This is a genomic window from Tolypothrix sp. VBCCA 56010 (assembly GCF_050875635.1).
Classification (GTDB): domain Bacteria; phylum Cyanobacteriota; class Cyanobacteriia; order Cyanobacteriales; family Nostocaceae; genus Hassallia.
Window position 1 is genome coordinate 1 of the sequence record NZ_JBPAOH010000049.1, and the last position, 11792, is coordinate 11792.

At 43.2% G+C, this 11792-nt stretch carries 12 protein-coding genes; 8 read left to right on the forward strand and 4 right to left on the reverse strand.

Translation table 11 applies throughout. From position 1 onward, the window contains the following. The first annotated feature begins 400 nt into the window (after positions 1-400). The 5 genes from topA to AABK37_RS17945 all read left to right on the forward strand — a co-directional run bounded on the left by topA (position 401) and on the right by AABK37_RS17945 (position 5060). Entirely contained in the window at positions 401-3082 is a 2682-nt protein-coding gene (gene topA, locus AABK37_RS17925; RefSeq protein WP_432552905.1) for a type I DNA topoisomerase, read from the forward strand. Between the two features lie 12 nt (positions 3083-3094). Beyond that, entirely contained in the window at positions 3095-3289 is a 195-nt protein-coding gene (locus tag AABK37_RS17930) for a hypothetical protein (protein WP_432552906.1), read from the forward strand. Between the two features lie 194 nt (positions 3290-3483). Then, entirely contained in the window at positions 3484-3621 is a 138-nt protein-coding gene (locus AABK37_RS17935) for a hypothetical protein (protein WP_200819221.1), read from the forward strand. Further along, positions 3599-4096 (forward strand): type II 3-dehydroquinate dehydratase, encoded by a 498-nt coding sequence (gene aroQ / locus AABK37_RS17940; protein WP_432552907.1) that lies wholly within the window; start codon positions 3599-3601, stop codon positions 4094-4096. The genes AABK37_RS17935 and aroQ overlap by 23 nt, the downstream gene beginning before the upstream one ends. A gap of 46 nt (positions 4097-4142) precedes the next feature. After that, positions 4143-5060 carry an ADP-ribosylglycohydrolase family protein gene (locus AABK37_RS17945; RefSeq protein WP_432552908.1) on the forward strand — a complete coding sequence of 306 codons (918 nt, stop codon included), beginning with the start codon at positions 4143-4145 and terminating at the stop codon, positions 5058-5060. On the opposite strand, the gene AABK37_RS17950 is transcribed toward AABK37_RS17945, so the two are convergent. Together AABK37_RS17950 and AABK37_RS17955 are read right to left on the reverse strand one after the other, a co-directional pair. Further along, a complete protein-coding gene (locus tag AABK37_RS17950) occupies positions 5044-5232 on the reverse strand; it encodes a hypothetical protein (protein WP_432552909.1) in 189 nt (62 codons plus the stop codon). The genes AABK37_RS17945 and AABK37_RS17950 overlap by 17 nt on opposite strands. Positions 5233-5300: 68 nt before the next feature. Continuing rightward, complete coding sequence (locus tag AABK37_RS17955; protein WP_432552910.1) at positions 5301-5444, reverse strand: hypothetical protein; 144 nt, start codon at positions 5442-5444, stop codon at positions 5301-5303. On the opposite strand from AABK37_RS17955, the gene AABK37_RS17960 reads away from it, so the two are divergent. The 3 genes from AABK37_RS17960 (at position 5429) to AABK37_RS17970 (ending at position 10762) form a co-directional block, all read left to right on the forward strand. Further along, positions 5429-8032: an HDIG domain-containing metalloprotein gene (locus tag AABK37_RS17960; protein WP_432552911.1), complete on the forward strand. Its 2604-nt coding sequence runs from the start codon at positions 5429-5431 to the stop codon at positions 8030-8032. The two genes, AABK37_RS17955 and AABK37_RS17960, sit on opposite strands and share 16 nt — an antisense overlap. A 407-nt stretch (positions 8033-8439) precedes the next feature. After that, entirely contained in the window at positions 8440-9606 is a 1167-nt protein-coding gene (locus AABK37_RS17965; RefSeq protein WP_432552912.1) for a glycosyltransferase family 4 protein, read from the forward strand. 10 nt (positions 9607-9616) lie between these two features. Further along, positions 9617-10762, forward strand: a complete 1146-nt coding sequence (locus tag AABK37_RS17970; RefSeq protein ID WP_432552913.1) for a glycosyltransferase family 4 protein — start codon at positions 9617-9619, stop codon at positions 10760-10762. A gap of 220 nt (positions 10763-10982) precedes the next feature. Here AABK37_RS17970 and AABK37_RS17975 read toward each other — a convergent pair whose 3' ends face one another. Then, positions 10983-11354, reverse strand: a complete 372-nt coding sequence (locus AABK37_RS17975) for a hypothetical protein (protein ID WP_039737115.1) — start codon at positions 11352-11354, stop codon at positions 10983-10985. A 57-nt stretch (positions 11355-11411) separates the two neighbouring features. Continuing rightward, positions 11412-11675, reverse strand: a complete 264-nt coding sequence (locus AABK37_RS17980; RefSeq protein ID WP_039737117.1) for a hypothetical protein — start codon at positions 11673-11675, stop codon at positions 11412-11414. Between the last annotated feature and the right edge of the window lie 117 nt (positions 11676-11792).

An 11792-nucleotide genomic window follows, 5' to 3' on the forward strand; every position in this document is an offset into this window, starting at 1 on the left:
TAAAAAAGCCCCTTGTCCCCCCCCCCCCCCCTGCCCCCCCCCCCCCCCCCCCCCCCCCCCCTTCCCACCCCCCGCCACCCCCCCCACCCCATACACACCCACAACCTAAACCCACTCCCCCCCTCCCCCCACTCCCCCTCTCCTTTTCAAAACTGTAGTCGCCAATTATGCAAGATATAAGTTAATGATTGAGATAACACTAAATTTACACTTCTGCTTTCCAAGCGCCTATCCTCAAGAAAGGACTATCCTACGGAAAGGGCTACGCTCTCAAGAGCGAATTTGCAGGGATTTTATCTTGAACGGACAGTTTGTGTGAGGATGAAATCACATCCACATCAAGCCCAGTAATGTTAATTTGACTGTCTAGCTTTGCAGCTATTCTTTTTTTGAAATTTCCATGTCAACTCTCGTCATCGTCGAATCTCCTACCAAAGCTCGTACCATTCGCAATTACCTGCCGAAGGACTATCGAGTGGAAGCGTCTATGGGTCATGTACGTGACCTTCCCCAGTCGGCTACAGATATTCCCGCTACTGTCAAAGGGGAAAAATGGGCGCAACTGGGGGTAAATGTAGATGCCGACTTTGAACCGCTGTATATCGTCCCCAAAGACAAAAAGAAAATTGTCACCCAGCTCAAAGATGCCATGAAAGGCGTAACTGAACTGATTCTGGCAACGGACGAAGACCGGGAAGGTGAAAGCATAAGTTGGCATTTATATCAACTGCTCAAGCCGAAAATTCCGACCAAGCGGATGGTATTTCACGAAATTACCTCAGACGCGATTAAAAAAGCGTTGAAAAACTGCCGCAATATTGACGATCAGTTGGTTCGCGCCCAAGAAACGCGGCGAATTTTGGATCGGTTGGTGGGCTATACCCTATCGCCGTTGCTGTGGAAAAAAATCGCTTGGGGATTATCTGCGGGGCGGGTACAATCGGTAGCCGTGCGGGTTTTGGTGAAGCGGGAACGCCAACGCCGCGCTTTCCGTGAAGGTACATATTGGGATTTGAAGGCTTACTTGCAGCATGAAAAAGCTGCTTTCACCTCGCAGTTAGTGACGCTGCAAAAAACTAAAGTAGCAACAGGCAGTGATTTTGATGCAGCGACCGGTCAAATTATTGCTGGGCGCAAAGTCGTGCTGCTTTCAGAAGCGGAAGCATTAGCCCTCAAAGAACGGCTGACTGGTAAACCCTGGAGTGTGACAGACATTGAGGAACGCCCGGTAACACGGAAACCCGCGCCACCGTTTACCACCTCAACGCTGCAACAAGAATCTAACCGAAAATTGCGCCTTTCTGCGCGGGATACGATGCGAATTGCTCAGAAATTGTACGAGGAAGGATATATTACCTACATGCGTACAGATTCGGTGCATTTGTCAGAACAAGCAATTTCAGCTGCGCGTGATTGTGTCGAAAAGCTTTACGGCAAATCATATCTCAGCCCCCAACCAAGGCAATACACTACCAAATCCAAAGGCGCACAAGAAGCACACGAAGCCATACGTCCGGCGGGTAGCAGCTTCCGCACGCCGCAAGAAACTGGCTTAAGCGGTCGAGAACTGGCGCTGTATGACTTGATTTGGAAGCGCACCGTAGCTTGTCAAATGGCTGATTCTCGCCAAACGCAAATTACCGTACAGTTGCAAGTTGAAGATGCGGGTTTTCGTTCTTCTGGTAAGCGAATTGATTTTCCCGGTTTTTTACGCGCTTACGTCGAAGGTTCAGACGACCCCGATGCAGCGTTGGAAGACCAAGAAGTAATTTTACCGCCGATGAAAGTCGGAGATCGCCCGAATTGTACGAACTTAGAGGCGATCGATCACGAAACTCAACCACCAGCTAGATACACTGAAGCTACCTTGGTGAAAACTTTAGAAAGTGAAGGTATCGGTCGTCCCAGTACTTACGCCAGCATTATCGGCACAATTATTGATAAAGGTTACGCCCAATTGGTGAATAATGCTCTCATACCCACATTCACCGCTTTCGCTGTCACCGACTTGCTGGAAAAACACTTTCCCGACATCGTAGATCCCAGCTTTACTTCCAAAATGGAGCAAACTTTAGATGATATTGCTACCGGCGAAGCAAAATGGCTACCCTATCTGCGGGAATTTTATTTGGGAGACAAAGGTTTAGAAACGCTGGTCAAAGAACAAGACAGCCAAATTGATGCTACCAAAGCTAGGACGGTAGAACTAGAAAATCTTGATGCTAAAGTCCGCATTGGTAAATACGGTCCTTACATCGAAGTCGAAAATGGTAACGGTGTTGTCACTGCTTCAATTCCCAAAGACCTCACCCCTGCTGACCTCGACCCGAAAAAGGTAGAAGTTCTACTGCGACAAAAAACTGAAGGTCCCGACCAAGTAGGGCGTCATCCAGAAACTGGCGAACCGATTTATGTGAAAATTGGCGCTTACGGTCCTTACGTTCAGTTGGGTGACAAGACCGAAGAAAACCCCAAACCCAAACAAGCTTCTTTACCCAAAGGTCAAAGTCCAGAAAATGTCACTTTGGAGATGGCTGTTGGTCTTTTAGCGCTACCCCGGACATTAGGAGTTCATCCGGTTACAGGTGGCAAAATTCAAACAAGTTTAGGACGTTTTGGTCCTTATGTTGTTCATGACCAAGGTAAAGAAGGTAAAGATTATCGCTCTTTAAAAGCTAGTGATAATGTTTTAACAATTTCTTTAGAAAGGGCTTTGGAATTGTTATCTGAACCGAAAAAAGGACGCAGCAGCACTAATAGTAAATCTAAGGCTGCTTTACGCGAATTGGGCGCACATCCAGAAGACGGCGAACCAGTCAATATCTACGATGGTCCTTATGGTCCTTACATCAAGCACGCCAAAACAAACGTGAGTATCCCCGAAGGTCAATCGGTAGAAAATGTAACGCTTTCCACAGCACTGGAGTTGTTAGCAAGTAAAGCATCGTCGGCAAAATCCACACGCAAGACAACGAGTAAAACTACAACCAAAACCACGCGGAAATCAACCACTACTAAAGCTAAGTCAACGGCTAAGTCGTCTACCACAACTGCGAAAAAACAAGGGCGAAAGGGAGAATAGGGAACTTGGTAATTGGGCATTGGGCATTGGGCATTGGGCATTGGGCATTGGGCATTGGGCATTGGGCAATGGGAATTAAACAAGTTCAAGATCGCTCATGCGTCTTCTAATACGATTCTTTTCATGCCCCATGCCCCATTCCCCATTTCCAATTCTCCATTCCCTATTTTCTATTTGCTTGTGAAACAATACCTTTCTTTGGTATGATGCAAACCTATAGGTTGCTAATGTGATACTGTAGTAAGTATGGGAGATCGCAACACAAAATTTGACCAATGGCTTATGCCTAAAATAAAGTGATGTGTATCAAGCCAGTTTCAAGCCAGAGGTGCGTTTGAACGCCAGTTTCTGCTTAACTGTGAATCAATTATTAAGGTAGTATCTCAGGAGCGCTCAGTTAAATGGACTATATAGATAAGGTACTGGAGAAGCTTAAAGAATTAGCACGCAAGCTGATTGAAGCCCTGCTAGGTCCAGAGGCTGAGGCAGAACCGGAACTAATTCCGATTCCTGTAAATGACCGATCGCGCCGTCGCTAAAAGCTTAAAAGTGGTTGTATTGACATTAGAATATTTAAGCGTTCTGGTACTACACGGACCAAACCTAAATCTACTAGGACAGCGAGAACCAGGAATTTATGGTTCACTCAGTTTGGCGGAAATTAATCGCCTGTTAGAAGAAGAAGGAAAAAAACTACAGGCGAAAGTTTCTTGCTTGCAGTCAAATCATGAAGGAGTTTTGGTAGATGCGATTCATGGCGCTTTAGGGCAACATGAAGGAATTTTAATTAACGCTGGGGCGTATACTCATACAAGTGTGGCATTGCGAGACGCGATCGCCGCTGTTAATTTACCAACAGTAGAAGTACATTTAAGTAACATCTACCGTAGGGAAGAATTTCGCCATAATTCATATATAGCACCAGTGGCGATCGGGCAAATAAGTGGTTTTGGTGTCCAAAGCTATTTATTAGGTTTACAAGCGTTAGTGGATCATTTAAGAAATAAAACTTAAAATTTCAGACTATTGAGTATGAGCGGGGGAAACCCGCCCCTCCTTTATGCGCTATTCTCTGGAAAGTCGGTTTAGAGGTACAATAATCGGGGCGTTTCTTGGGGATTTAGCCTCTGGGAGTAAAGAACAGCCGAAAAATTGGCATGAAATTGCGCTCTTAGGTGTGGAAAGTTTAATAACGACTTCGCAACTGAATTTAGATGATTGGATTTGCCGTCAGCAAGTACAATTTCCTCATTTAGATACTAGCGATGGCGTTTCCTTAAAAGCGATTATTGCTACGTTGCCAGTGGCGCTGTTTTACTTTGACAATACAGTTAAGCTGCGACAAAACTTGAGTCAGGCGATCGCAATCTGGGATCGCGATTTAGTAGTGCGCGATGCAACACTAGCTGTAGGCTATGCGATCGCGCGATCATTGACAGAAAAACTAGATATAAAAACCCTCATACCCCAAACAATTGACTTTATTGGCGAAACGCCAACTGTCTTACCACAAGCTTTATTAAAAGTCAATAATTTATTACTTCAGGGTGCTGGATTAGAAAGAGTACAAGGGGCGTTAAGCCGAGAAGAAAAGCTAAGTAAAGCTGTTGCTATGGCGTTTTATTGCTTTCTTAGTACCTTAGAAGACTTCCGTTTGTCAATATTGCGGGCTACTGACAACAGCGATGCGCTGTCCGCTACAGGTGCAATTACTGGTGCTTTATCAGGGGCTTACAACAGTTTAACGGGCATTCCCGTAAGTTGGCAGATGAAGTTATCTTCAGCAAATTCGGCAACATCAAGACTCAGCAACCGCAAGCAGATGATAGAATTAGCTGATGGACTGGTGGCTGTATGGTCAGGAGCGTATGACCTTGCCCCATATCCAAAAGATTTACAGCAAGAGGGACATGCAATGTCTGACAAACAGGGTACGCTATGCGTCAGTGCAGCTCCTCGCGTCATTCGGTTGCGTTAATCATCAAAATTGATAATTGGGCATCGGGCATTGGGCATTGGGCATTGGGCATGGCACATGGGGCATTGGGCATTGGGCATTGGGAATAGAAAAAAATTGTCCCCTTGTCCCCCTTGTCCCCCCCTCTCCCCCTGTCCCCCTCTCCCCCTCCCCCCTCCTCAAATTTCCCCAACCGGAAAATTTTAGTGATATTTTATATAGGTACTGTACGGGAAACGCTAAAGCTTATTCTTTGGATAGCTATTGTGGCAAATCAACTTCAATTTGAGTATCGCAAGTGAAGTTTCTATGGATAGAAAAGTGCGATCGCATCAATGTCAGGGTATCTTGTTTTAAGCTATCAAAGTAAGTAACTGCGGTCATAGGTAATGAAAACGCAGCCATTTCTTCAATCAATGACCGAGAAATTGACCCACTGGCAACGACGTTACAAGACGCTACTAAATAAACGACACTTGCTTGGGGCAAGAGGTGTCATCAATGATTTTCTGCTCTCATTATCCCAAAGAAGCGATTGTGGCGATCGGCAAAAACTCAGAACTTCCAGATCGATTCAGGCGTATAAAACTAATAGAGGCACTTGTGTAAGCATATTGGGCTATATTCACCGACGTACCCCGGTTATTTATGCGATCGCATTAGTGTCCCTCACAGGGGTGATGGGGCATAAATTATACAACACAACAAAGCTGAAAGCAGGGACTATCGCCCCACAAACGATAAAAGCTCCCTACTCAGCTAACATCGAAGATAAGAAAAAAACCGACCAAGATCGCAAAACCGCTACTAAAAGTTCTTTATCAGTGTTAATGGTCGATGCACAAGTTAACGAAAAAATTCGTCAAGATTTGCAACAATTTTTGGATACGGGTAACGAAATTCGTGCAACTGCCGGGTATTTTCCTTTTTTTGACACTTTAGTTTTACCTGTTTCTACCCAGCGTTATCTGCGTTCTTGTTCTAATTCTGAATGGCAAACGCTGCTAAATGCCGTAGAAAATACGAACGTGCAGCCGAAGTTCGCACTCAAAACTCAAAAGCAAAGCAGTAAAATTGCTGTCATGAAAACGGCGATAGAAGTGCAAAAAGATACAATTATTCTAAAGACTGCCGGCGGAAAACTTGATAATATTTCCCAAAAACCTGACTTTGCTCAAGCAGTGGCGGAATTAGAAACTTACCGTTTGACGACTTCACAGCAAAACTTGTCCTCACTCACCGCTCAAATCTCCCAAGCCCGTAAAGCATACGCTCAAGCAAACGCCAAATTGTTACAGCTTAAGGCTGTTAACCCGAAAACAGTATATAATGACACTTTTATTTTGAACTTGTCAGATGAGGACTGGGGAAAAACAGAAACGGGAATTCAACAAAGTGCAGAGCGGATTCTCGCACAAGGTATCCCACCAGGACTGCCGCCAAATATCTTACAAGATGCCGTGAGGCTACAAGTGCAGACATCAGTACCACAAGAAGCCGAGTCTTTAGCAAGAAAACTTTTGCTGATTGTACTCAAACCGAATCTCAAGAAAGATGAAGAACTAAGCAAACAAAGTGGGGCACAAGCTGCTGCTGGTGTCAAACCTGTGATGGTGTCGATGCGGCAAGGTGAGGTAATTGTCAAAAAAGGAGAGACGATTACTGCTTGGGACTTTGAGGTGCTAGAGCATTATCATTTAGTACGGCGGGAAATTAACTGGCTGGGTTTGACGAAGCTGGGAGGCATTGTTAGCGCATCTATTGGCATTTTTGCTTTTGTGGAACGGCGAATTCAAACAAAAATGCGGCAACGCGATCGCCTGTTAATATTGTTGCTAACTATAAGTGTGCCCGGAGTGCTAATAGGTACACCTTATACTACTTGGAGCGCCATTGGTTTGTTGTTGGGTAGCTTCTACGGAGCTAATTTAGGTATAACAGTTATCGGATTGCTGGCTTTACAGTTACCATTTAGCTTGGAAATTAGTAGGACTGTGCTTTGGAGTGGTGCTGCTGGCGGAATCTTAGGTAGTTGTATCGCCAAACGTTTGCGATCGCGTGAGGAACTTGCACTTCTTAGCGTTGGTGTTACTTTAACTCAGGGTGGCGTTTATCTAATATTCAAGCTGTTAGTCGGTGCAGCATTTGGTTCTGGCTGGTACATCGTACTTAGAGAAGCCGGATTCTTTGCTTTATCCGGCTTAGTTTGGAGTGTTGTTGCCTTGGGCTTGAGTCCTTATTTAGAAAAACTTTTTGATTTAGTCACCCCGATTCGTTTAGCAGAACTGGCGAATCCAAATCGTTCTTTATTAAAACAACTGGCGACGAAAACTCCTGGGACTTTTCAGCATACCTTGTTTGTGGCTACTCTTGCCGAAGCTGCTGCCAAACACCTTAAATGCAATGTCGAATTGGTGAGAGCTGGCACATTATACCATGATATTGGGAAAATGCATGACCCTCTGGGATTTATTGAAAATCAAATGGGGGGACCGAATAAACACGAGACGGAAATTAACGATCCTTGGAAAAGTGCGAAAATTATCAAAAAGCACGTCAGTGAAGGATTGGCGATGGCGCGAAAACACAGTTTACCTACAGCGATTCAAGCTTTTATTCCCGAACATCAGGGAACAATGCTAATAGCTTATTTTTATCATCAAGCGCAGCAAATGGCAAAAGAAAATCCAAATTTAACAGTAAATGAAGCGGATTTTCGCTACGATGGACCGATTCCCCAGTCGCGGGAAACAGCAATTGTGATGCTAGCAGACTCTTGCGAAGCGGCGCTGCGATCGCTTAAAGATCATAGCCCAGAACAAGCTTTCTTCATGGTTAACAACATCCTCCGTGCGAGATGGCAAGATAATCAACTGCTAGATTCAGGTTTAACACGAGAGGAAATGTCACAAATTGCGGAAATTTTTGTAAAAGTTTGGCAGCAATTCCATCATAAACGCATTGCTTATCCTAAGTTAAAGCCTTGCAATTAAAAGTAGCGATGTTTACATTTTAGTTTGACTTTTGTTGCAAGTGTCTAATAAAGATTAGAAGAATGCAAATTGATATCAATAGTCAACGACACGATGCAGATAATTGCATTATATTAAGCATAATTGGGAAATTATTTTACCTCGAAAAATAAAAATTTAGCATCTTATGTATTAATTATAATTAAAAATATTTATCTATACTGTATTGATATCTTGATAAATTAAATTTTCCGGGAATAGATGGTTTGAAGTGAAATGTGCCTATAGTATGACTTAAAGAGTACTGATGCTGCCTAGAATAGCAACATAATAAATATAATGGATGTCTATTAATCAGCAAAAAAAACCATTGAAGCTGGATGAGGAAGCAAACCAATTTTTATCAGTAAATACTAGGTTATTTTTTTATGAATAGTGATAAAAGATACTTATTGAATGAATCAGCATATATTCTCACCTTAGGGCTGGGATGGTTTCCCAAAACACCAGGAGGGTTGGAGAGGTATATTTATGAACTAACTAAAGAATTAGCCAAAAATGAAGACAAGGTAGAATTATGTGGCGTTGGGCTACCAGAAGCGGAAGAAAATTTGCCGATAAAGTTGACTAACTTAGCTTCTCCAGATACTGTAATTTGGCAACGCTTGTGGTCTATTCGCACTAATTTTCAAAAAACTAGAGTAGGCACACCAGATGCAATTAATTTACATTTTGCATTGTATAGTTATCCGATTTTGAATCTTTTGCCAAAAGAAGTGCCAATTACTTTTAACTTTCATGGACCTTGGGCATCTGAAAGTCACGAAGAAGGAGTTAATAAAATTACCGCTTTTCTGAAGCACTGGCTGATAGAAAAAAGAGTTTACGCTCGCTGCGATCGCTTCATAGTTCTCAGCAAAGCATTTGGCAATATCTTACATCAACAATATCAAGTACCAAGTGATAAAATTAACGTAATTCCTGGTGGAGTTGATATTAATCGGTTTGAAGCAAATCTATCACCTAAAGAGGCTCGTAGCAAGTTAAATTGGACTCAAGATCGCCCAGTAATATTTACATCCCGTCGGTTAGTAAATCGCATGGGGCTTGACAAATTGTTAATAGCGATCGCTACAATAAAACCGAAAATTCCTGACGTTTGGCTGGCGATTGCTGGTCGTGGACCATTAGAAGCTGCACTAAAACAACAAACGGCAGAATTGGGACTCGACGACCACGTTCAATTCTTAGGCTTTTTACCTGATGAAGAATTACCAATAGCTTATCAAGCTGCCGATTTGAGTGTAATGCCCAGTCAATCTTTTGAAGGATTTGGATTAGCAATAGTCGAATCTTTAGCCTGCGGTACTCCAGTTGTGTGTACTCCGGTTGGGGGAATGCCAGAAATTTTAGAACCATTCTCACCACATTTAATTACTGACTCTATCGAAGTGTCAGCTATTGCTGAAAAATTAGAACAAGTATTACTAAGAAAATTGCCAGTACCTTCACGAGAAGACTGCCGCAATTACGCCGTTACACAGTTCGACTGGCAGAAAATTGCAACTCAGGTGCGCTCGATTCTTTTAGCCTAAACAAGTATACATGAAAATTCTCTTTTTAGACCAAAGTGGTAAACCGGGTGGCGCAGAATTATGCTTGATAGATATTGCTAAACCTTATAGCGATCGCTGTCTGGTAGGCTTATTTGCAGATGGTTCATTCAATAATTTACTACAGCAGAATAAAATTACCGTGCAAGTTTTGGCAACTCAAGCAATACAAGTTCGCAAACAAAGCAGCTTGGCACAAGGTTTAGGAAGTTTAGGACAACTTGCGCCGATAATTAGTAAAGTAGTTAAAATTGCGCGTGAATACGATCTAATTTACGCGAATACACAAAAAGCGTTAGTTGTGGGTGCGATCGCTAGTTTTCTCAGCCGTCGTCCTTTGGTATATCATTTGCATGATATTCTTTCTGATGAGCATTTTAGCAAAACCAACCGTCGCATTGCTGTAACTTGCGCCAATTTTGCATCATTAGTAATTGCCAATTCTCAAGCGAGTAAAACAGCTTTTGTGAAAGCAGGTGGACGCGCAAACCTTACGGAAATAGTTTACAACGGCTTTGACTCGAAAAATTATCAAATTTCTGAGTCTGATGTTAAGCAATTGCGGCAAGAATTAAGTTTAGAAGGACAATTTGTAGTCGGACATTTTAGCCGTCTTGCACCTTGGAAAGGACAGCATATATTACTTGAGGCACTTGCTAAATGTCCTCAAGAAGTCACAGTGCTTTTAGTTGGTGATGCACTGTTTGGCGAGCAAGATTATGTTGATAGTTTACATCGTCAGGTAACAAATTTAGGATTGGAAAAGAGAGTCAAATTTTTAGGATTTCGTTCAGATATTCCTCAATTAATGTCAGCCTGTGACTTGGTAGCACATACCTCTATTTCTCCAGAACCTTTTGGTAGAGTGATTGTTGAAGCGATGCTATGTGGAACACCTGTAGTTGCAGCTGCATCTGGGGGTGCAATTGAATTAGTAGAACACGATATCAATGGTTTTTTGGCGACACCAGGAAAACCTCAAGAACTTGCACAAATAATTACCGCTTGTCTTCAAGAACCAGAAAAGACAGCGGCTATAGCTAATAATGCGCGAATTACTGCAAGTCAGCGATTTGATGTGGCAATTATTAATCAGCAAATTGCTGAGTTGCTTGAGCGTTATTTTGAATGTAAATAAACGCTCTAAATGTAGTAAGGGCTTCAGCCCTTGAAAGTTTTAGAATTGAGCGGTGAGCCAGCGCGGTCTTCTCCCAAAGGGAGAGGCTAACGCCAAGGGGAGCCACTGCGTTGGGCGGCTCTGCCGACAGTCACGCAAGTGGCGTGGTTTCCCCCATGAGCGACTGGCGAACCCGTTCGCGCAGCGTCTCGAAGAGAAGGGTGAACCGCTCACTACGTAATTACAAACCAACTAATTCACGAGCTTCAAAATCGTTGAGTTGTTGAACTATAGCTAGTCTCGCCTCTAATTTAGCTACACTAAACTGGTTGCGGAGATATTCTAAATGAGCGATCGCATTTTGTTTTTCTGCGGTTAATCTAATCAGGGTATCCATTGACTTTTGATATTCCTGATTCACCAACAGTACTTCAAAGCGACGTGCTTTGCGTTGAGCATCATTCTTCAAATCAGATTCAAAAGCAGAAACGCGATCGGCATTGCCTTCAAATCGGTTAATTTGGTGCTGAACTGCCATCAACTGAGAGTCTACTTCATTCACTCGTTGGGCAGCTTGAGCGATCGCAGATGGATAATGACTCAGTTGCAACATCAAAATAATTTACCTCTAACAAATCTTAATAAACAAAGCTCCGAAACTGTGCCTTAACTACGCTACTTCCCTCAGCTGAGACGGAACACTCACCTCACCAATATTCAGTGATAGCTGTTCAGCATGAGACACCACAGCTTGCTCTAATACTTGAACTTCGATATTTACACTCACCAAATAACTGCCTGTATCTGCACCAACCGCTTCCGCAATTAACTTAGCAATGTCCGGACGTTTCGCAGTCAGCGGATCGCGTAGAATACAACGATCCCAGTCGTGCTTCGCAGTCGGGTTGAGGCTGAGAATATAGTGTTTAATCATAAAACAAACCCTTGAATCATATTTCTGTGAAGGCTGTCACAGATCCGCGATCGCACTTCACCAGGCTTGGACGCTATATATATATTGTAGTATTTATGTACTGTTTTGCCCACAAGC

Excerpts from the sequence above, each read along its gene's own strand:
- topA (WP_432552905.1), top strand. The coding sequence starts at position 401 with ATGTCAACTCTCGTCATCGTCGAATCTCCTACCAAAGCTCGTACCATT.
- AABK37_RS17935 (WP_200819221.1), top strand. The coding sequence starts at position 3,484 with ATGGACTATATAGATAAGGTACTGGAGAAGCTTAAAGAATTAGCACGC.
- aroQ (WP_432552907.1), top strand. The coding sequence starts at position 3,599 with ATGACCGATCGCGCCGTCGCTAAAAGCTTAAAAGTGGTTGTATTGACA.
- AABK37_RS17945 (WP_432552908.1), top strand. The coding sequence starts at position 4,143 with ATGCGCTATTCTCTGGAAAGTCGGTTTAGAGGTACAATAATCGGGGCG.
- AABK37_RS17960 (WP_432552911.1), top strand. The coding sequence starts at position 5,429 with ATGAAAACGCAGCCATTTCTTCAATCAATGACCGAGAAATTGACCCAC.
- AABK37_RS17955 (WP_432552910.1), bottom strand. The coding sequence starts at position 5,444 with ATGGCTGCGTTTTCATTACCTATGACCGCAGTTACTTACTTTGATAGC.
- AABK37_RS17965 (WP_432552912.1), top strand. The coding sequence starts at position 8,440 with ATGAATAGTGATAAAAGATACTTATTGAATGAATCAGCATATATTCTC.
- AABK37_RS17970 (WP_432552913.1), top strand. The coding sequence starts at position 9,617 with ATGAAAATTCTCTTTTTAGACCAAAGTGGTAAACCGGGTGGCGCAGAA.
- AABK37_RS17975 (WP_039737115.1), bottom strand. The coding sequence starts at position 11,354 with ATGTTGCAACTGAGTCATTATCCATCTGCGATCGCTCAAGCTGCCCAA.
- AABK37_RS17980 (WP_039737117.1), bottom strand. The coding sequence starts at position 11,675 with ATGATTAAACACTATATTCTCAGCCTCAACCCGACTGCGAAGCACGAC.